Below are 20,264 nucleotides of genomic sequence, written 5' to 3' on the forward strand. Positions count from 1 at the left end.
CTTGACGTCTTTTCAAAAAACGTAATCTTTACACTAAAGAAACGCACATACCAGAGCACATCTTTTTTTCGTTTTTCGAGCAAATTTTGCGATTTTATAAGAAAAAAGTTTTTTGGCATACTTTTTGCGCTCATGGCACCGAAAACAAAACTAACACTAGGAGATTGCCATGAGCAACGAATACAGGCTGAAGGCCATCAAGGAAATCGCGAGCGAAGCCGCGGGCGCAAACATGCCCGCAGCACCCGCAAGTCTCGACTTTTACGGCGAGGACGTCTTTAACGCGGAGGCCATGCGCGCCTACCTGCCCAAGGATATCTGCAAGAAGCTCTTCGCCACCATCGACGAGGGCGCACCGCTTGACGCGAGCATCGCGAACGAAGTCGCACACGCCATGAAGAAGTGGGCAATCGACCGGGGTGCCACCCACTTCACGCACTGGTTCCAGCCGCTCACCGGCTCCACCGCCGAAAAGCACGACTCCTTCCTGGAACCCGAAAACGGCAAGGCCATCATGGCCTTCAGCGGCAAGAACCTGATCGTCGGTGAACCGGACGCGTCCAGTTTCCCGAGCGGCGGCCTTCGCTCCACCTTCGAAGCCCGTGGCTACACCGCCTGGGACCCCACCTCCCCCGCTTTCATCAAGCGTCACGGTAACGGCGCTACGCTCTGCATCCCGACTGCATTCTGTAGCTATACCGGCGAAGCCTTGGACAAGAAAACTCCGCTGCTCCGCTCCATTCAGGCCCTGCAGAAGTCCGCCGATCGCCTGATGAATTTGTTCGGAGTCGCCCAGCAGAAGGTCACCGTCACGCTCGGTGCCGAACAGGAATATTTCTTGATTGACAAGCGTTTCTACCTGCAGCGCCCCGACCTGTACCAGGCGGGCCGCACGCTGTTCGGTGCAGCTCCGGCAAAGCACCAGCAGATGGAAGACCATTACTTTGGTAGCATTCCGGCCCGCATCTTGAACTTTATGAACGACGTGGAAAAGGAACTCTGGAAGCTTGGCATTCCGGCGAAGACCCGCCACAACGAAGTCGCCCCGGCACAGTTCGAACTTGCCCCGATGTTCGAGGAAGTGAACCTCGCCTGCGACCACAACATGCAGATTATGGAAGTGCTCCGCCAGGTGGCCGACCGTCATGGCCTCGTGTGCCTGCTGCACGAAAAGCCGTTTGCTGGCATCAACGGTTCCGGCAAGCACAACAACTGGTCGGTGAACTACGGCAAGACGAACCTGTTGAACCCGGGCAAGGACCCGCACCAGAACGCCATCTTCCTCACTACGCTCTGCGCGGTGATTTACGCCGTGGATACTCATGCCGACCTGCTCCGCATGGCTGTTTCGGGCGCGGGCAACGATCACCGTCTCGGTGCCAACGAGGCTCCTCCGGCAATCATCTCCATGTACCTGGGCGACCAGCTTGCCGACGTCATCGACCAGCTCGAAAAGGGTGACCCGAAGTCCAGCAAGCAGGCTGGCGTCATGAAGCTCGGTTCCGACACGCTGCCGCCTCTCCCGCGCGACGCGACCGACCGTAACCGTACTTCTCCGTTCGCCTTCACCGGCAACAAGTTCGAATTCCGCGCTCCGGGCTCCAGCCAGAGCTGCTCCGAACCGAACGTCATCTTGAACACGATTGTTGCCGAAGCATTCGACATCATTGCCGACAAGCTCGAAAAGGTTCCGGCCGACAAGTTCCACGAAGAACTGCAGTCCTTGCTGCAGAAGATCGTGAAGGAACACAAGAAGGTTATCTTCAACGGCAACGGCTACACCGACGAGTGGGTGGAAGAAGCAGCCAAGCGCGGCCTCCCCAACACCCGCACCACCATGGAAGCGCTCCAGGCCCTCAACAAGGCCGAAAACATCGCCCTCTTCGAAAAGTACGGCGTGTTCAACAAGCGCGAACTGGAATCCCGTTACGAGGTGAACCTGGAAGAATACCACAAGAAGATCCACATCGAAGGCAAGATTTCCGACGACATCGCGAAGAACGTTATCTTGCCGCAGGTGCTGTGCGCCTACAGCGCCGCCCTCAAGACCAACGCCATGGCCAAGGAACAGGGATTTGCCGCGGTGGATTCCTACGCCCAAGAACTCGGTGAAGGCTACAAGGCTCTCGCCTCTGCAATCGAGCGCATGGAAAAGGCTCTCGGCGAAAAGCACGAGAACATCCTCGAAGCGATGGCGGATCTCCGCGTGCAGGTGGACAAGCTCGAAAAGGTTATCCCCGACGAGAAGTGGCCCCTGCCGAAGTACAGAGAGATGCTTTTCATATACTAGACCTTCATAAGCAAACTCCTCCTTATTGCTCAATAGAAACAAGGCCGTGTGTCCACAAGGCACACGGTCTTTCCTTTTACAATAAACTTCTAGAGAACAGCGTTAGTCGAACACTTTCTTCTTGCGTTGGTCGCGACCGATTAACACGAGGCTCACGACCACTCCGGCAAGCAGCGCTACCGAGGTGACGATCCATGCGGTAGAGCGCCCGCAGGACACCTGGAAGAACAGTACCGAGAGGCTCCAGCCGATAATTGTCTGGAACACCATCATGAGCGTTCCATAGAAGCGTCCGAGTTCACGGAAAGCAGTTCCCATGGCGGCAAGGCACGGCACATAGAGTAATATGAACAGCAGGTAAGCAAGCACCTGGAAACGCCCGAGGTTGAAATGCGCCTGCATCGTCTTGTACGCACCTTCGTTCCCGACACTTTCGGATTCATCAATCGCATCCTTGACGCCCAGCGGGTTTGCAATCGAAGTAAAGACTTCTACCAGGTTCGCCGGGACGCTCACGAGAGCTTCTTTCACCGTCGATTTCAGGCTGAAGCCTTCGTCCGCGGCGGTTTCTTCCGGAGCCGAGTCGTCCGTGCCTTCAATCGCATACAGCGAATTGAGCGTTCCGACAATCGCCTCTTTCGCGAAGAGCCCCGTAAAGAGAGCCACCGAAGCGGGCCAGTTATCGCGTTCAACGCCGAAGGGTTCGAACACGGGCGTAATCACCGTGCCCACGGCACTCAGCACCGACTTTTCGTTGTTGTCGTTACCGAAACTTCCGTCAGTACCGACGGAGCCCATAAAGCCAAGCACTGTCACCATGATGAGCACGACCTTGCCCGCACGGAAAACAAATTCCTTGAGGCGGAGCCATGCGTGGCGGAAAAGGTTGCGCATCTTGGGCAAATGGTAAGGCGGCAGTTCCATGATGAACGTCGATTCCTTGCCCATGAAAACCGTATGGCGCAAGAGCAGGCCGTAAATCAAAGCAATCACGATGCCCGTCAGGTAAATCCCGAACACGAGCGTTCCCGCGCTTTCGCCGAAGAACGCCGCGCCGAATAGCGCATACACCGGGAGACGTGCGCCGCAGCTCATGAACGGCACTAGGAACAAAGTAAGGAACCTTTCGCGCTTGTTTTCGAGCGTACGCGTGCCCATGAGCGCCGGCACCGAGCAGCCAAAGCCCACAATCATCGGCACAAAAGCCTTGCCTGGGAGCCCGAGAAACCGCATAAATCGATCCGCCACGAACGCCGCACGCGACATGTAGCCGGAATCCTCGAGGAACGAAAGGCAAAGGAACATGAAGAAAATGACCGGAATGAATGTTGACACCGTCTGGATGCCCGTACCGATGCCGTTCGCCAACAGCGCCACAACAACGCCCGGCGCGCCAACCTTCGTCAACAGTTCCGTCATGCCGTCCACGAAAATGCCACCGAACAGAATGTCGAAGAAATCGATGAACGCACTGCCAACCTTCACCGCAAACCAGAACACCAGATACATGGCAATGAGGAAAAGCGGAATTCCCAGAATGCGGTTCAAGAAGAGCTTGTCAAGCTTGTCAGTTCGCGTGCGCTTGGTAGTATTGTCGCGGATGACCGCCTTCGCGATGTCGCGGGCATAGGAGTAACGGGAATCGGCCAGCGCAAATTCCACCTCTTCGCCCAAGTCTTCTTCAATCTTGTCGTGCGGAATTTCGACACCGAGTTCGTCAGCGAGTTCCAAAACTCGTCCGCTATGCTCCAGGTATTGCACCGCCGTCCAACGGGGACTTGCACCGAGTTTGTCTGCCACGGGCTTAAGCGGCACCGAGATTTCTTCAATCAGCTTTTCCAGAACTTCGGAATGCTTGACCGCTTTCGGGAGCGGAAGTTCTCGGCTGTTGTGCAGCAGCTTGTGCAAGTCGTTCACGAATCCTTCGCAGCTCTTGGGCGAAACCGCCGTGAGGCCAATCGCCGTCACGCCGAGAATTTCTTCGAGCTTGTGCAGGTCCACATGGATACCGCGACTCGCCGCGATATCCATCATGTTCACCGCCAGGACCATCGGCACGCCCTTTTCCATCAGCTGACTCGTGAGGAACAGGTTGCGCTCCAGGTTCGTCGCATCCAGGATGTTCACGACCAAGTCCGCCTCGCCCTTGAGCAAGTAATCGAGAGCGGCACGCTCGTCTTCGGAGTTTGCAAACAGTGCGTAGATGCCCGGCAAGTCCACCACGCGAATCGTGTGGTTATCGAGTTTGAACTGGCCCTCTTTCTTTTCGACAGTCACGCCAGGCCAGTTGCCCACAATCTGGTTCGAGCCGGTCAGCGAGTTAAAGAGCGCGGTCTTTCCGCAGTTCGGGTTGCCCGCAATCGCAATCGTGAAAACTTCTTTCTCGATAGGCATCAGACTCTCCTCAACTTGAGCACGTTGGCTTCTTGTTTGCGGAGCGAGAGCCTGTACGAAAGCACGCTCACCTCGACCGGGTCGCCGAGCGGGGCCACCTGCAAAACCCGCAGCACCACGCCGCGCACAAGCCCCATTGACAAAAGTTTGGACTTGTACTGAGAATCACCCGTGTTGTATCCAATAATTTCGGCCTTGTCGCCTTTTTTAAGTTCCGAAAACTTCGGTTCGTTATTCATACACCAACGATTTACTTTTTCTTAGATTTAGCGGCGTTCGACTTTTTCGCCGTCATACCCGTATTGGGGGAGTTCACGAACTCCTCGATTTTCTCGAGAGTCTCCGTCGAAAGAATGTGCTCCATGCAGCAGGCGTCCTTGTCGGCAATCGCCTCGGACACGCCGAGCTTGATCAAAAAACGCTTCAACAGAATGTGACGGTTCAAAATCTGGGACGCCACCAGCGCACCTTCCGAGGTGAGTTCGATGCCACTGTAAGGCTCCTGCGTCACAAGGCCGAGCTTCTTGAGTTCGATTACCGCCTTGGCCACCGACGGCATCTTGACCTTGAGCGCCGCCGCAATGTCGCGGACACGGGCAATCCCGTTCGCAAGGCGCAGCATGTGCACCATTTCCAAGTAGTCTTCAAGGCTCTGGCTTAACTTTACTTGTTCCATAGGACGGCTCCGATTAGACAAAAAACATACCTTGTTTATTAGTCAACGCTAAATTTAGAAAGCCTCGGCTAATTAGTAAAGGCTAATCTACGAAAAGAACGCCAAAAAGCCACCCCGCGGTTAAGCAGGGTGGCCTTATTGTATGGTGATTGGACTAAATCTTAGTCAGCCATCGGAACGATGTAGTAGGCGGTTCCGGTGGTCACGTCCATTTCCTTGGAGACCTTGCCGCTAGCGATGTCGTAGCGGTAGATAGCGCCGCCCTTCTTGTCGGCATGGCCCAGGAGCACGCTCTTGCCGTCGGCATCCAGGTGAATGGACGGAGCGAACCACGGGATGGTCGGAGAAAGATCCACTTTTTCAACGGTCTTCTTGTAGACATCGACAACCACAAACTGCCATTCATAATTGTTGAAGTTGCTCGGGTCGGCAAAGCTGCCGAAGAATCCCATAAACTTGCCGTTACCCATGTAGGTGCCGCCCACCATCAGGTTGTTTTCGTTCGTTTTCTTGCCATCGTATTCGGCATCGTGCATGCGGAAAACCCAGTCCTTGTCGAAGTCGGTTTTACCCTTCTTGATGCGGATCCAGCCTTCCTTGTAACCTTCAACGTAGCAGTAAGAGGCGTTGGAATAGAAGTAGATATCGTCCTTTTCATCGACAAAGGACATGGTGTTGTTCATGTCGTCCATGCCGCCAACGGCCGCGACCTTGTCGCTAAAAATGGCCTTTTCGACCTTGTCTGTTTTCACGTCGATAATCACCACGGAAGCGCGCGGGCCCGCAATGAAATTGTTGAAGTCGACGAACTGGCTCAAGGTCAGGAACATCTTGCCGTCACGGATTACGGCGGAGCCCGGAACCGATGTCAAGGCTCCACTTTCTTCGTCAATGTACTCGGAAAGATCGATGGTAGCCGTGGTCTTGAGCGTTGTCGGGTCAAGGGCGGTAATGGCGTCGCCCATGGACTGTTCCACGTACATCTTGTTTTCGTCAACGAACTTCATCATGATGGCGCGGGTCCCCTGGAACTTGGCCGTAGCGGAGGCCTTGGCAGGCATATTGCCGTCTTTATCCAGTTCGTAACGCGAAAGGGTGCTGTTCATGGCGTCGTCAGTGGCGAGCACGTAAACGGAGCCGTTGAAGTACGCGACGCCGCCAGCGTTCGGAGCTTCGATAAAGTCTTCGACAACCTTGGCCTGATTATCGGAAAGAGAGGCTGTTCCGACAAATTGAGAGGCGTCCATCATAAAGGAGAGCAGGTACTTGTCCCCCGAAGAAGAGCCGTTGTCGCCAGCAGAACTGGAGCTGGAGTCATCGCCGCAGGCCGCGAGCATCATTGTGGACGCGATTGCAGCAATCGTTATTTGGTTTTTGAAGAGGTTCATTTGTTTTCCTTTTTTGTTATAGTGTAAACTTGACTTTGGTCGCAAAAGCACGACCGGGCTTGGATTCACCGTACTTGTCATACACCCGGACATCCATGAAGTTGCGGACTTCGAAATTCCAAGAGAGCATGTTGGCGAGAATGGAGTATTCCACGCCTAAATCTTGGGTGAACGAGCTGGGAATGGTGCGGTCTTGCCTTTTGGAGACCTTCCAGGAGTAGTAATATTCATCGGTGTAGTTGGCAAGCCAGTAGAGCTTGAAAAAGTCATCTCGGTAAATCAGGTCGCCCACATGGAATTCTGCGCCGAAGTTCATGTAGAGCGTAGGAATATTCGGAACGGTCAGCCCCTTGGCGATTCCGTAGGCCAAATCCGCTTCGCGGCTTTCGGCTTCTTGCCTGGTGAGGTTGTAAGAAAGTGAAATGTATTCGTTCACATCGACTGCGGCGTCGATTTCAAAGCCAGTCGTCTTGGTACCGACACTGTTGTAGTAAGGGCGCGGAACCGACGCGTAGTTGTTCCAATAAATGCGGTCTTCCATGAGCATGTAGAACCAGTTGAATTCCAGATGCAACTTCAAGAGCAGCGGAATCTGTCGCATATCCAGTTCGGCACCTGCGGTAAAGTTGTCGGACTTTTCGGGTTTTAAGTTCGGGGAACACTGCACATACATTCCGTCGCCAAAGATTTCTTCGCGGGTCGGGAACCGCAGGCTATGCTGGTAGCCACCCTTGACGGCAAACTGCTCAACAACCGACAAGTCGTCAATCAATTTGACGCGGAAATTTTCGCTGTAACCGAAATCCTTATTTTCGGCATAGTCGTCTGTCAACTGCTGTATACGCTTTTCGCCGTCATCGTCCGCCTTAATGGAGTAGTAATATCCCTTGACGCCCGCCACATTCTGGATTCGTTCGTTCCAGAAGTTATTTTCGAGAGAAAGCCCCGTTACAACGGAATTGCTGTGCCCGGGGAATCCGGCGCTGTTGAGCGTCTGCCCTTTAGCGGCGCGCTTGTCTTCCGGATCTTGCGATTCGTAGCGGTAAAGGCCGCTCCAGGTGAGAATGTGGTTTTGCGTGAACGCGTAGTCAAAATTCCAGGGAGCTACAATCGTTTGGTTTTCGCGTTCAATATGCGATGCCCCACCCATAGAAATTTCACCAAAGGCGGTATTCGCTTCGCGAACATTCTCTTTGTCCCAGCCGTAGTAATAAGTATGACTCGTATCGATGACAGCCTCTTTACCGAAGGCGTAGCTGAACAAAAGCGCGGCCGAAAGCCCCTTGACAAACAAATTCGCCTTTTCGAGAGAAAGGTTCACGCCGTACGATTGCGCATTGGAGTTCGCCTCTTCGATGCGGTGGGAATTCGACTGAATTTCTTTATCCATCGCGTTGTAAATCACGCCCAAAGTCGCCTTGTCAAAGAAGTATTTCTCGAAGGAGACAAAAGGCAACACGTTGTAACTGTAATAGCGATCGTGATCTCGCGTTACAACCGTGTCCATGTAGGGTGTGGTGAATTCGTAATCGTTGTCGGAGTAGTTGTAATAGGCCGAAATTCCGGTGGCGATAGCGCGGCTCTTGGCCGAATCAGTTACCCACACGTATTTTGCGTCGAGCGAGGCCTTATGCGTGTTGAAACTCCCGAAGCTGTAAGAGCCCGTAATGGAACTCTTGGGCAAATCATGCGTTACGATGTTAATCACGCCGCCCATGCCGTCGGTCGCGAAGCGTTCGGGCACATAGCTCTTGTAAATCTCGATGCGGTCAATCTTGTCGATGGGAATATCGTTGACGGAGAAATTCCCGTTGCCGTTATCGACAGGGACGCCATCGACAAGCACCTTCACATTTTTGCCTTCCATGCCGCGGATGTTGATTTTGCTTTCGCTGCCCATGCCTCCCGACTGGCGGATTTTTACGCCCGAAGATCGATTCGTGGCATCTGCGATGGTGGCGCTGGAGCCCTGAAGTTCCGTGGCATCCATGACCTTGACCGATTCGGCTTTGGTTTTCTTGTCGACGGGTGCGGCTTCGTTGATTCCTTCGCCTTCGATGCCCATTTCGTCAAGGACCGTTACGCCGGACGAGCCCGATTTCGCTGCGGACTGTTCTGCCGGAGCGCTTTCGTTTGTGGAGGTTTCCTCGGCAAAAATATCGTCAAAATTCGTAATTTCTTCGGCAGATTCGGCGTTTGCGTCGTTCAACGTTTCCTGCGCACGCGCTGCCACAGAGGCAATCGCAAGAATCACCAACACGAGAGTTGTCAATTTGTATGCAAAAAGGTGTTTCATCGCGTCCAAATTGAGAAACAAGCGCAAAAAAATTCTACTCCAAAAGGTTTGGCGAAAATCCGTTTGGAGTAGAACAGAAAACGTTTTTTTCCAAAATTTGATTCAGCCCTTTTGGGAGGAAACTCTATGAAAAAGAAATCTCTGCTCTCTTGGATTTTTCTGTTTGCCAAAAACAAGAAAAAATACTACATCGCAAGCATCTTCTTTGCGCTTTTGCGCGTCGCTTGCGGAATCGCTCCTTACATCATTATCGCAAACATTGTGCGCGAACTGCTTTCGGGCGTGCGCGACTGGGATGTTTACCTTAAGGAATGCCTGATTATTGCGGCATTCTGGTTCGGGAATGTCCTGTTCCACAGCATTTCGACGACGCTTTCGCACGTAGCGACGTTCAACGTTCTCGGCAACATCCGCAAGGATCTTTGCGACAAACTTTCACGAGTGCCGCTGGGTTCTGTTCTCGACATGCCTTCGGGCGCACTCAAGAACATCCTGGTAGAACGCATCGACAGCATGGAAACGACGCTTGCGCACGTAGTCCCGGAATTTACCTCGAACCTGATTCTCCCTGTGCTCATGTTCGCCTACCTTTTTCATATCGATTGGCGCATGGGGCTTGCCTCGCTCGGCACGCTCCCGATTGGTATGGTCGCCATGGCGGTTATGTTTGCCGGAGCGCAGAAGTGGTTCGATAATTCTATCCAGAAAACGAAGACCTTGAACGACACCGCGGTTGAATACATTAACGGCATCGAAGTCATCAAGGCGTTCGGCAAGTCAAAGTCTTCTTACGACAAATTTGTAGTAGCCGCAAAAGAAGGGAGCGACTGTTTTGTCGAATGGATGCGTCGCTGCATTTGGCCGCATTCACTTGCCATCACGGTCGCTCCTGCCACACTATTGACGGTGTTGCCGTTTGGCGGTTACTTCTATTACAACGGTTCCATTACGGCAGTGGATTTTATCACCGTCATCATCGTTTCGGTGAGTATCATGATGCCGCTCCTCACCATCATGAGTTACAGTGACGACATCAGCAAGGCGGGCGTCATTTTCGGTGAAGTCGGCTCGGTGCTCGAAATGAAGGAACTCGCACGCCCCGCGGCCGACAAGCGCAAACCCGCCGACAATTCCATCACATTGAAAGATGTGCGATTCAGCTATCATAAGGGAATCGAATGCGAAGAAAAGAAGGAAATTCTCCACGGCATCAACATGGTTCTCCCCGAAGGAAGCTTTACCGCATTCGTGGGCCCGAGCGGTTCGGGCAAATCGACGATTGCTCGCCTTATCGCCTCGCTGTGGGATGTTGACAGCGGCGACATCGAAATCGGTGGCGTGAACATCAGGGATCTTTCGCTCGAAGAATACAACCGCCGCATCGCCTACGTTTCGCAGGACAATTTCTTGTTCGACATGTCCGTCCGCGAGAACATTCGGCTCGGGCGGCCGACCGCATCGGATGCCGAAGTCGAAGAGGTGGCGCGCCAAAGCGGCTGCTACGAATTTATCATGAGTCTCGAAAACGGCTTCGACACGATTGTCGGCGGCTCGGGCGCCCACCTCTCCGGTGGCGAGCGCCAGCGCATCGCCATCGCCCGCGCGATGATGAAAAATTCTCCCATCGTCATTCTCGACGAAGCGACCGCCTATACCGACCCCGAAAACGAAGCCATCATCCAGAAATCCGTGGCAAAACTTGTTAAGGGCAAGACGCTCATCGTGATTGCTCACCGCCTCTCGACCGTCAAGGACGCCGACAAGCTCTACGTCATCAAGGACGGCAACATTGACAGCTGCGGCACGCACCAGGAACTGCTCGAAAAGGGCGGCCTCTACAAGTCCATGTGGCAAGCCCACATCAGCGCCAAAGATTCCGAGGAGGATGCATAAATGTTCGATACTCTCATTAAATTCTTTAACTTCTGCAATGCGGAAAACCGTCGCAAATTCTACGGTTCCATTATCGTCGGCGTTTTCAACTCCTTCTTCATGGCACTCCGTATCGGTGCCATGGCAGTCATGCTGCAGGGCGTTATTCGCCACGTGCAGGGAACGGCGCCGTTCACCATGGATATCGTTTGGCTTTCGCTTGGGATCATGGTTGTAAGCCTTATTGGCGCAACCGTCACCAAGCGCATCATGAGCATGTGGCAAACCGAGGGCGGTTACCGCACTTGTGCGAGTAAACGCATCGAGATTGCCGAACACCTGCGCTATCTGCCTATGGGCTACTTCAACAAGAACAGCCTCGGCTACATTACCTCCGTCACGACAAACACCATGGAACAGCTCGGCGACGTGGCCACACGCGTGGTCATGATGGTCACGCAGGGCATTCTCGACACGGTTCTAATTATCCTGATGATTGCCTTCTTTGATTGGCGAATCGCAATTGTGGCAACCATCGGTTTCGCGGCATTCCAGTTCATCAACACGCTCATGCGCATGAACGTTCGCGCTATTTCGCACGAAAAAGTGGAATGCGACAGCAAGGTCGTTGAAAAAGTTCTCGAATACATCCAGGGAATCGCCGAAGTCAAGGCCTACAACATGACCGGCAAGCGCTCCAAGGAACTGAACGAAGTCATCGACAAGTGCACAGCAGCAAACATTAGCATGGAACTCAAGTGCGTCCCGCTTTCGAACTTGCAGACCTTTATTGCAAAGCTCACTGGTGTTGCCATCATGATGTTCTCGATTCATTTCTATTTGAACGGAACTATGGAACTTGCCGATTGTGCTATCATGCTCGTGTGCTCCTTCATGCTATTTGCAGTCCTTGAACTGGGCGGCAGCTACGCGGCCCTCCTCCGCACCGTAGATATCGCCGTGAACCGCGCAAACGAAATCTTGAACATGCCCACCATGGATATCGACGGCGAAGATATTGCCCCCGTCAATCACGATATCAAGGCCGACACCATCGATTTCGCCTACGACAAGCGCAAAATCATTGACAACGTGACGCTTTCCATTCCGGAAAAGACGACTACGGCCATCGTGGGCCCGAGCGGTTCTGGCAAGACGACGCTTTGCCATTTGCTCTCTCGCTTCTGGGACGTAAACGCTGGTTCGGTGACATTGGGCGGTCGCCGCGTGCAAGATTACAGCATGGATAGCCTCATGAAGAATTTCAGTTTCGTGTTCCAGAACGTGTATCTGTTCCGCGATACGATTGAAAACAACATCAAGTTCGGGAATCCAAGCGCCACGCACGAGCAAGTCGTAGAAGCCGCCAAGAAAGCCTGCTGCCACGACTTCATCGAAAAAATCCCCGACGGTTACAATACGGTCATCGGCGAAGGCGGCGCAAGCCTCAGCGGCGGTGAACGCCAGCGCATCTCGATTGCACGCGCCATCATGAAGGATTCTCCGGTCATCATTCTGGACGAAGCGACTGCGAACGTGGACCCGGAAAATGAACGCGACTTGATGCTTGCCATCCAGGAACTGACCCGCGAAAAGACGGTCATCATGATCGCGCACCGCTTGAAAACCGTGCGCCACGCCGACCAGATTATCGTCTTAGACAAGGGCCGAATCGTGGAACAGGGCAAGCACGAAGAACTCGTGAAGAACGGTGGAATCTACGCCCGATTCATTGATTCCCGTCGCGAGGCTGTTAGCTGGAAGCTGTAATGAATATTGCCGCTCCCGGCGTGATGATGGGGGCCGGCGGCGAGTTCCTTTCGCAGGCGACTCGTTTGGACGCGCTCCCATCATAAAATTCTCCATTTAAATCATGGACAAGAATGTCATTGCGATTGGTTATGCGATAGCGGCGGCCGCATTTTATGCACTGAATGTTCCCTGCTCCAAAATGCTGCTGGCCCATATTTCGTCTGTATTCATGGCTGGGCTGCTCTATATTGGCGCAGGGCTCGGAATCGGCATTCTCTACCTGTTCCATGTCAGGCGCGAGAGCCAATCGGAACGGCTCTGCAAAAAAGATTTCCCCTACACGCTAGGCATGGTCCTGCTCGACATTGTCGCCCCCATACTGCTCATGTTCGGCGTCAAGTACGGAACATCCAGCAACGCATCGCTGCTCGGGAACTTCGAAATCGTCGCGACAACGCTGATTGCGCTGTTCATCTTTAGAGAAAAGGTGTCCACGCGTTTGTGGATTGCGATTTTATTCATAACGACATCTAGTTTCTTTCTCTCGTTCGAAAACACCGACAGTTTCAATTTTTCTGTCGGCTCCATCTTCGTTCTCGGAGCGACCATCTGCTGGGGGCTAGAAAACAATTGCACCCGCAAAATTTCGGACAAAAGCACATACCAGATTGTAACCATAAAAGGCCTCTGTTCCGGAATCGGTTCCATCGTCGTTTCACTCGTCACAAGCGAAATGAACTTTGCCGTAAAATACATCCCGCTCGCCCTGCTGCTCGGCTTTGTGGCTTACGGCCTGAGTATTTTCACCTACATCCGCGCACAAAAATACCTGGGGGCAGCAAAGACCAGCGCCTTTTACGCCTTTGCGCCCTTTATCGGCGTCCTGTTTTCTGTCGTGCTCCTGAACGAAAAAATCACGCTGCAATACGTCGTGGCGTTCCTGGTCATGATTGCCGGTACCATTTTTGTGGTTTACGATACGCTTGTCCGCTCACATTCGCATATGCATCAGCATATTTTCACGCACACGCATGGCGGCATAACCCATACACACGTTGTTACGCATTCCCATTTGCACAACCATGTCTTCTCCGATGCAAAACACGGCCACAGCCACGACATCAAGGACCTAGAGAAAATCTCGACACACTGATGAGGAATTTAATCGCCGATTACCCCTGCGAGTTCTTTTTTTTGACCTGTATGCGACCTTGCGTTCGCCAACGCAGTTCAAGGCAAGCGTTTTGTTCATGTAGTTCGCGCGTTCTAGTTCTATTGCGTTGCGCAGAATGCTTGTAAGAAAATCGTTAGGACTTGAGCCAGCCTCGGTCGCCAACTTTCGTACTGTTTCTTGCAAGTCGTAAGGAACCTGGACGGCCATGCTCTTCATCGGAGTTATGTACAGTTCGCCACCGACGGCCTCCGACATCTTCAGCAACTGCTTGTACGAAGGGTTCGTTTTCAAGGATGCAATGCGCGAGATAGCGCTTTGCGTCGTGCCCATCTTGTCGGCGACATCTTGCTGCGTGAGCCCCAAGGAATCTTTCAGGAAATCAAAATCCGTCAGGAAGGCCGACAGCGCCTCGTAAGTCTTGGCGTACGAATCCAGGCCTTTGTCTTCGTTTTCGAGCGAAGACATAAAATCGATGACTTGATTCTTTTTCATTGCATAACTCCCTGTTTGACAAGTTCTCTGTATTGCTTCAGTTTTGTAAATAATATAGCATATTTGCTATATTTGGCAAATTGACTTTGAAAATATGGAACTTTTCTAATGAGGAATTAGCTTTGCGAGTTCACTTTGCGCAGCGGGGTTGTTTGCGTAATTTCGCATGACAGATTTCATGTCAAGGAGAATGCAGTGGATTTTGTGATAAGGTCGGTTTTCGTCCTCCACGTTTTTCCAGTCACCATAGATGTAACCGACGCGTTTCATTTGGAAGGTCGCTGAGCTTGCCGAAGCGCCTTCCGCATCCGCACAGTACGGCATAACGAAGGCGTTGTAAATGCTTAAAGTGTCATCCTGAGCGAAGTGTAACGAAGTCGAAGGATCTCCCAGCATCTTTTCTACATATTCCGCATAAGCCATCTGCTTACAAACCGATTCGGCCCCTGGTAAATGCGAATTGAAACCAGTCAAGCCGTATTTGTAGTACTTTGAATCAAGGATACACACACCCTCCCCCATAACCATAATCGTATCGGGCCGGAGTGTGGAACGTTTCGGGTCATTCAGGACTATTTCTTCTTCAGATTCATCAAGTTTTTCATCGCGGCATCCGTCATTCCACCGTAAATGCGGATTAAATTTATCCTTGGCAACTCCCTGCGGCAACTTCCCGAAAATCTTATCCACCATCGCTTCCCACACAGGGGCGAAGGTGTTTACGCCAAACAACGGCTCGTTTTCACTACCATCTTCGCCACGATTTTCCTTGTTTCCCAAATAACGGACCATCTTCAACATTGCATGGAAAAGTTCCAGGTGTTTGTCGTTGAAAGTCGCTGCAATTTTATCCTGAATCACTTCTGCAAACAGTTCATAATCGAACAAAAGTTCCGGCTCTTCGACTTCGTCTTCTGAAATTCCGTAAAGCGGACCAATCAGTTGAGCCGCCTCTTTGACACAAAACTTGTGGACGAGCGTTATCAGGTTGTCTTCGCGGTAACTTGTCTTGCGTGTAATCAAGTTTAGATATACAACTTGATCGTGACCTTCTTCGTCTTTGACGACTTGTGGCTTAATTCTTTTGATGGTTCGCGGCCAGTTAATTTTGCCGGAGAAACCCTTCTTGTAAATCGTTTCGGATTCCACAAAGTAACCGAAATCGAGATAGTATTGCAATACCGAAAGATACGCATAGAACGGGAAATCCAGTTGGGATTTTTTCAAGTCTTCTTCGGAGAAATAACTTTGCAGGGATTTGTCGTTCAATACGGCAATAAGTTGGTAAAAATCCCACTTGCAAACATCCTCGGACGGCTTTGACGCGCGATACCCCATCGGGAAATAGATTTTGGGGCGGTTGTCCTCGATCTTTATCCCGACAAACGATTTGTCCTTCTTTTCGTCACTTGAACGCCAAGCATCATACACGCAAAAATCCGCAAAAGACGATACCGTCTCTCGCATAGACTTTGTGACATTTGGGTTCTGTTCAGACATTTAGGTGTCGGCTTTGCTTTCGGCGTATGTTTTTGTTAGATCGTCTTTATCCTTTTCAATATCTTTGAATATTTTTTTGAAAGCATCAAAACCAACATTATCTTTAGATTTAAATTCCTTCGCAAGTTTGGCAAACGAAACAACATCTTTATTTTCAGTAACATCAGGCTCGTTGAACACTTCTGTTGCTGAATTACGCCTAAATACATCATACCATAGGTATTTTAGGACCTTCTCTGCGAAATCTTCTTTTGAAATGTTTTCGTACTTGGTGACCTTTTTGTCTTTTACCTCTACGGCATCAGTCGAAATAAACCATCCACCAAGACATTTATCTTCTGACTTCGAAAGAATTCCTTTTTGAGATAAAATTTTCTTGTTTACCCAATTTCGGAAGCTACCCCAACGGACACCTGTTGAAACTTCACTTTCTTCATCCTTGCCAATAATTATATCATATTGTGCGGCATCATCCAATTCATTTTCAATCATTTTGAACTTAAAACGACGTTGGAAGGCATTATCCATCGTGAACACGTTCTGGTCGCTAGTGTTCATTGTCGCGTAGATAGACAAGTTGGGTGGCAAACGTATTGCAGTATTTGTGGAAAAATGGAGCACACTTCCATCATTTGCCTGAACATCTATGCAGGAGTAACATTTGGGATTGGTATCTGTTCCAGAACCTTTCGCCTCAACGCTATGTTTATTCTTTTCGTTTGTTTGTTCGTTCTTAAGTTTCTGAATGTCACGAATATCGGCATTTATATCCTGGTTGTCAACGCCATAAGAGCTCCATCCAGAATCATATTTATTTTCAGTGGATTCATCCGCAGGTTCACCCTTCTTAATTCGGTCCAATAATTGAAACATCTCACCAAAAATCGCAGCTGCGTTTCCGCGATTGATTTCTTCAATAATCAGGAAGAATGGCTCGTCCGGATTCAAATAAGCACGGCGGACTATTTCAGAAAATGGACCAGGCTTAAATTTATATTCAACCCCTTTGTTGTCTGGCAAAACACAAGGATAAATTTGGCCAACAAAATCAGCATTGCAATATTCTGGATGAAACACACAACGAATAGTGTGGTATTGTTTGTCTGTGACAGAATGTTCCTTCAGTTTTTTGTCAACAACTTCGTTTACCTTATAACTCTTGCCACAACCAGGAACGCCATAGTAGATTACTTGTTCGCAAGAATGTGGTTTATTACTAGGCTTTGTCTCGGATGGATTATTGTCTTTATCAGTTTTTACGTCGAATAACTTTGCCAGTTGTTCAACATTTTTCTTTATGGAATCACTCATAACATCACCTCAATAACTTTAGAATCGCAAATTCGAGCGAAGTCACTTTTCCCTTCTTTCTTGATAATTCCAGCATGTTTCAAAGACCCCATAAAATACGAAAAACAAGTTATTTTAGTTAGTTTCTTCATATGAGTTGAACCTTTTTCCATAACATTGATTGAAAAGATGATTTCACGTTTTTGATTATTCATGATAGATTGATATTCACTTTCAGTAACTTTATTTTGAAGGACCCCCAAAAGAAGCGCAAATTCTGATTCGTTTATCCTATCGTATGTAAGAAAATGCCTAAGCACTTTTTGGAATATCTTTCCATACTGAACATTGCGGTTTTGAATGATGTTACGAATGCAATTTCTAATAATCTCATGCTTTATATTTTCGAATTGATACACCCCTTTATCTTCTCCTTCAGATTCTGATTTCTTTATTGAATCGATGCAGAGATAGTAAGCTTTTCCCAAATCAGTAAAAAGATGCTTTGATACAAATTCATAATCGTTAATAATTCCAGCATTTTTCAAAAACGGGAAAATACTCCGAATATAACTTACGGTTGTAAAATATGTAGCATGATTTTGAAAATTTTTATATGTTTCTACAAAACCATCTTTTTTCATTTCAAGATATCTATACATTTCATAAATGTATTCATCGGTCGTCTCATTAAACTGAGTGCCTGGAGAATTCGGGGTGTCGATTACAATCTTCATAAATCACCTCTTTATTTGTTTTTTTATTGCTTTTGCAATAATGTTCGCCAACATTGGCGGAACCGCATTTCCAACCTGTTTATACTGACTACCGCGAGTTCCGATTATTTCAAAATTATCTGGAAAACTTTGTAATCGAGCCGACTCACGTACTGTAGGAATACGTGGTTCTTTGTAATGGAAATAGTTCCTATGCCCTGTATCAATTGTATTAGATGGTTTGAATGTTCCCATTCGTTCAAAAGCCTTGTTGTATTTTCGAATGTTCCAAAATTCAGGTGGTAAACTTTTTATATTTCCGCCATCAGGGATCTGATTAACGATTCCAATAGTCTGTTCGGAATGGTTCGTGTAATCTTGATTTAGCGGATGTTTACAACAACCCCTCATCGCTTTTTGAAACTCATTTGCAGGGTCGGATCCGTAGTGGTTGTTGTCTGAACCTTCTAAATCGCTAATACCATCTTTTGCGCTTAGTTTTTGGACAGGTGTAATTTCCTTAGGGAAAACAAACGTCCCTTCTTTCACGCCTACATAAAAGACCCTTTGTCGATTTTGAGGGATTCCATAATCAGAAGCATTTAAAAGTTTATATGATATTTTGTATCCTAGTCCTTTTTCCCCAAAGCGTTCCACCAAATCCTTAACAAAAGCACCTTTATTGAGTGTAAGCATACCTCTAACATTTTCGATAACAAAGAAATAAGGATTTGCTTTTTTGACGGCTTTGTAGAATTCCAAATACATCTTATTTCGAGGGTCATCGACTTCTCTTCTTCCAACAGTGCTAAAACCTTGACAAGGTGGTCCGCCAATAATCCCTGATATTTTGTGCTTTTTTAGCAAATCTGGAAGAATTTTTTCATTAAATTCTTCAACAGATATTGTCATGCCAACTTTATTATGTCGATTGTAGTTAAATGTCGTCACGGCATCCTTCCACATATCAACAGCAGCAACCGTTTTAAATCCAGCTTGTTCAAAGCCAAGACTTAGCCCGCCAATTCCACAGAACAGGTCGATTATTTTCATTTCAGATGCCTCCTGATGATTTCTTCTGCGACAACCTTCGCTAAAAGAGGGGGCACAGCATTTCCAACTTGCCTGTACTGTTCCGATCTATTTCCAACAAATTCAAATATATCTGGAAAGGATTGCAGACGAGCAGCCTCTCGCACCGTAGGAATTCTGTTGTATCTTGGATGGAAGTAATTGCTATGATTATTTCCCGTATCTATCGTAACAGAAGGCATGTCATCAGACAAACGTTTATACGCTGAAGAATGGCGGTTATTTCTTTGCGTTGGCCAAAGTTCTTTAGGGACGTCTTGCCAATTGCGTCCTTGCTTCACAAATGAAATTCGCTTTTGAACGATTTCTGCAGGATATCGGATGTCGTGATTTACTAATCCTGTCGAGCCTTTTCGAAGGTACGCTAAATAAGCGTTAGGAGATGTTGGCTCTGTGTATTTTTGATTTTTCTCATACGAATATAAATCAGATATGGCATCAGATACTGTAATCGGTTTTGGGGTTTTCTTTAACGACGCAAAGCTAAATGGCGCATTTTTCGTCATCACAAAAAAATTGCGCAATCTTTTTTGAGGAACTCCATACTCTGATGCGTCTAAAATTTGATGAGTAACCTTATAACCCCTTTCTTCAAATATTTCGGTTATACGGTCTTTTGCGTATCCATTGTTTTTTGTTATAATACCACGAACGTTCTCAATAACGACCGCTTTGGGCTTGGCTATATCAACAAATTTGATGAACTCAAAAAACAGCCTGTTTCTGGGATCGTCACATTCACGATTATATCTATTTGCACTTGAAAAGCCCTGACAAGGAGGTCCGCCAATAATGACATCAATGTTTTTTAGATTATCAAATTCATTCAGAATAAATTTTTCATCAACATTCAGAATGTCGCAGCAGATTCCTTTCCCATTTTTAAAATTGTGATTGAAAGTTTTTATAGCTGCAGCATTGAAGTCTATTCCTCCAACAACTTTAAAACCAGCAAGTTCAAATCCTTTGCTTAGTCCACCGCACCCACAAAACAGATCAATACAAGTGGGTTTCTTCTTCTGTCGAGTCTGGGCCATATCGCTCCATTTTGAAAGTGAACGAGTTCACTCTCGCGGGAGCGGTTCTGGCCGATTCGTTTGGCCGGGGTGCGGGCAAAAAGAAACGGCGAGGAGCCGACTCACTCCTCGCCTAAAAGCGCGACATTTTCAAAAGAATACAATACACCCGCATAATCTTGCAATGGATTGCTTCACCCTTTCAGGGTTCGCAATGACGTTGCAAAACAATCCCGAGCGGATACAGTACGCCCAGGGTACACTACGCCCATGCAATCCACGGGCGGTGGCGAGTCATTGCCTTATTCCTTGTGTA

General features: G+C 49.2%; 15 protein-coding genes. 4 read left to right on the plus strand and 11 right to left on the minus strand.

The window, feature by feature from the left end; translation table 11 throughout:
* Nucleotides 1-169 precede the first annotated feature (169 nt).
* The gene (locus BUA44_RS04195) at nucleotides 170-2,290 is read left to right on the plus strand and encodes a glutamine synthetase III family protein (RefSeq protein ID WP_072808953.1); all 2,121 of its coding nucleotides are present in this window, start codon (nucleotides 170-172) and stop codon (nucleotides 2,288-2,290) included.
* A gap of 102 nt (nucleotides 2,291-2,392) precedes the next feature.
* Here BUA44_RS04195 and feoB read toward each other — a convergent pair whose 3' ends face one another.
* From feoB to BUA44_RS04220, 5 genes are all read right to left on the minus strand, one after another.
* The gene (gene feoB, locus BUA44_RS04200) at nucleotides 2,393-4,684 is read right to left on the minus strand and encodes a Fe(2+) transporter permease subunit FeoB (protein ID WP_072808955.1); all 2,292 of its coding nucleotides are present in this window, start codon (nucleotides 4,682-4,684) and stop codon (nucleotides 2,393-2,395) included.
* Entirely contained in the window at nucleotides 4,684-4,923 is a 240-nt protein-coding gene (locus tag BUA44_RS04205) for a FeoA family protein (protein WP_072808958.1), read from the minus strand. The genes feoB and BUA44_RS04205 overlap by 1 nt, the downstream gene beginning before the upstream one ends.
* An 11-nt stretch (nucleotides 4,924-4,934) precedes the next feature.
* Nucleotides 4,935-5,360 (minus strand): metal-dependent transcriptional regulator, encoded by a 426-nt coding sequence (locus BUA44_RS04210; RefSeq protein WP_072808960.1) that lies wholly within the window; start codon nucleotides 5,358-5,360, stop codon nucleotides 4,935-4,937.
* A gap of 161 nt (nucleotides 5,361-5,521) precedes the next feature.
* Nucleotides 5,522-6,748 carry a hypothetical protein gene (locus tag BUA44_RS15560; RefSeq protein ID WP_072808963.1) on the minus strand — a complete coding sequence of 409 codons (1,227 nt, stop codon included), beginning with the start codon at nucleotides 6,746-6,748 and terminating at the stop codon, nucleotides 5,522-5,524.
* A gap of 16 nt (nucleotides 6,749-6,764) precedes the next feature.
* Entirely contained in the window at nucleotides 6,765-9,044 is a 2,280-nt protein-coding gene (locus BUA44_RS04220) for a TonB-dependent receptor plug domain-containing protein (RefSeq protein WP_072808966.1), read from the minus strand.
* Nucleotides 9,045-9,170: 126 nt separating this feature from the next.
* On the opposite strand from BUA44_RS04220, the gene BUA44_RS04225 reads away from it, so the two are divergent.
* The 3 genes from BUA44_RS04225 to BUA44_RS04235 all read left to right on the plus strand — a co-directional run bounded on the left by BUA44_RS04225 (nucleotide 9,171) and on the right by BUA44_RS04235 (nucleotide 13,821).
* Complete coding sequence (locus BUA44_RS04225; RefSeq protein ID WP_072808968.1) at nucleotides 9,171-10,937, plus strand: ABC transporter ATP-binding protein; 1,767 nt, start codon at nucleotides 9,171-9,173, stop codon at nucleotides 10,935-10,937.
* Nucleotides 10,938-12,686, plus strand: coding sequence for an ABC transporter ATP-binding protein (locus tag BUA44_RS04230; RefSeq protein WP_072808970.1), 1,749 nt, complete (start codon nucleotides 10,938-10,940; stop codon nucleotides 12,684-12,686).
* Nucleotides 12,687-12,789: 103 nt separating this feature from the next.
* Complete coding sequence (locus BUA44_RS04235) at nucleotides 12,790-13,821, plus strand: DMT family transporter (RefSeq protein ID WP_072808973.1); 1,032 nt, start codon at nucleotides 12,790-12,792, stop codon at nucleotides 13,819-13,821.
* Here the strand turns inward: BUA44_RS04235 and BUA44_RS04240 are convergent.
* The 6 genes from BUA44_RS04240 to BUA44_RS04270 form a co-directional block, all read right to left on the minus strand.
* Nucleotides 13,798-14,334, minus strand: coding sequence for a helix-turn-helix domain-containing protein (locus BUA44_RS04240; protein WP_072808975.1), 537 nt, complete (start codon nucleotides 14,332-14,334; stop codon nucleotides 13,798-13,800). The two genes, BUA44_RS04235 and BUA44_RS04240, sit on opposite strands and share 24 nt — an antisense overlap.
* A gap of 105 nt (nucleotides 14,335-14,439) precedes the next feature.
* On the minus strand, nucleotides 14,440-15,834 hold the full coding sequence (locus BUA44_RS04245; RefSeq protein ID WP_072808978.1) for an LlaJI family restriction endonuclease: 1,395 nt from the start codon (nucleotides 15,832-15,834) through the stop codon (nucleotides 14,440-14,442).
* A complete protein-coding gene (locus BUA44_RS04250) occupies nucleotides 15,835-17,145 on the minus strand; it encodes a hypothetical protein (RefSeq protein WP_143151862.1) in 1,311 nt (436 codons plus the stop codon). It lies immediately after the preceding gene.
* Complete coding sequence (locus BUA44_RS04260; protein ID WP_072808987.1) at nucleotides 17,142-17,861, minus strand: hypothetical protein; 720 nt, start codon at nucleotides 17,859-17,861, stop codon at nucleotides 17,142-17,144. Before BUA44_RS04260 ends, BUA44_RS04250 begins: the two co-directional genes overlap by 4 nt.
* A gap of 3 nt (nucleotides 17,862-17,864) precedes the next feature.
* The gene (locus tag BUA44_RS04265) at nucleotides 17,865-18,893 is read right to left on the minus strand and encodes a DNA cytosine methyltransferase (RefSeq protein WP_072808989.1); all 1,029 of its coding nucleotides are present in this window, start codon (nucleotides 18,891-18,893) and stop codon (nucleotides 17,865-17,867) included.
* Nucleotides 18,890-19,969: a DNA cytosine methyltransferase gene (locus BUA44_RS04270; RefSeq protein ID WP_072808992.1), complete on the minus strand. Its 1,080-nt coding sequence runs from the start codon at nucleotides 19,967-19,969 to the stop codon at nucleotides 18,890-18,892. Before BUA44_RS04270 ends, BUA44_RS04265 begins: the two co-directional genes overlap by 4 nt.
* Nucleotides 19,970-20,264: the final 295 nt, after the last annotated feature.

Source organism: Fibrobacter sp. UWR3, assembly GCF_900143055.1.
In the GTDB taxonomy this organism is placed as follows: domain Bacteria; phylum Fibrobacterota; class Fibrobacteria; order Fibrobacterales; family Fibrobacteraceae; genus Fibrobacter.

Excerpts from the sequence above, each read along its gene's own strand:
- BUA44_RS15560 (WP_072808963.1), bottom strand. The coding sequence starts at position 6,748 with ATGAACCTCTTCAAAAACCAAATAACGATTGCTGCAATCGCGTCCACA.
- BUA44_RS04195 (WP_072808953.1), top strand. The coding sequence starts at position 170 with ATGAGCAACGAATACAGGCTGAAGGCCATCAAGGAAATCGCGAGCGAA.
- BUA44_RS04220 (WP_072808966.1), bottom strand. The coding sequence starts at position 9,044 with ATGAAACACCTTTTTGCATACAAATTGACAACTCTCGTGTTGGTGATT.
- BUA44_RS04270 (WP_072808992.1), bottom strand. The coding sequence starts at position 19,969 with ATGGCCCAGACTCGACAGAAGAAGAAACCCACTTGTATTGATCTGTTT.
- BUA44_RS04260 (WP_072808987.1), bottom strand. The coding sequence starts at position 17,861 with ATGAAGATTGTAATCGACACCCCGAATTCTCCAGGCACTCAGTTTAAT.
- BUA44_RS04235 (WP_072808973.1), top strand. The coding sequence starts at position 12,790 with ATGGACAAGAATGTCATTGCGATTGGTTATGCGATAGCGGCGGCCGCA.
- BUA44_RS04225 (WP_072808968.1), top strand. The coding sequence starts at position 9,171 with ATGAAAAAGAAATCTCTGCTCTCTTGGATTTTTCTGTTTGCCAAAAAC.
- BUA44_RS04245 (WP_072808978.1), bottom strand. The coding sequence starts at position 15,834 with ATGTCTGAACAGAACCCAAATGTCACAAAGTCTATGCGAGAGACGGTA.
- BUA44_RS04230 (WP_072808970.1), top strand. The coding sequence starts at position 10,938 with ATGTTCGATACTCTCATTAAATTCTTTAACTTCTGCAATGCGGAAAAC.
- BUA44_RS04240 (WP_072808975.1), bottom strand. The coding sequence starts at position 14,334 with ATGAAAAAGAATCAAGTCATCGATTTTATGTCTTCGCTCGAAAACGAA.
- BUA44_RS04265 (WP_072808989.1), bottom strand. The coding sequence starts at position 18,893 with ATGAAAATAATCGACCTGTTCTGTGGAATTGGCGGGCTAAGTCTTGGC.
- feoB (WP_072808955.1), bottom strand. The coding sequence starts at position 4,684 with ATGCCTATCGAGAAAGAAGTTTTCACGATTGCGATTGCGGGCAACCCG.
- BUA44_RS04210 (WP_072808960.1), bottom strand. The coding sequence starts at position 5,360 with ATGGAACAAGTAAAGTTAAGCCAGAGCCTTGAAGACTACTTGGAAATG.
- BUA44_RS04205 (WP_072808958.1), bottom strand. The coding sequence starts at position 4,923 with ATGAATAACGAACCGAAGTTTTCGGAACTTAAAAAAGGCGACAAGGCC.
- BUA44_RS04250 (WP_143151862.1), bottom strand. The coding sequence starts at position 17,145 with ATGAGTGATTCCATAAAGAAAAATGTTGAACAACTGGCAAAGTTATTC.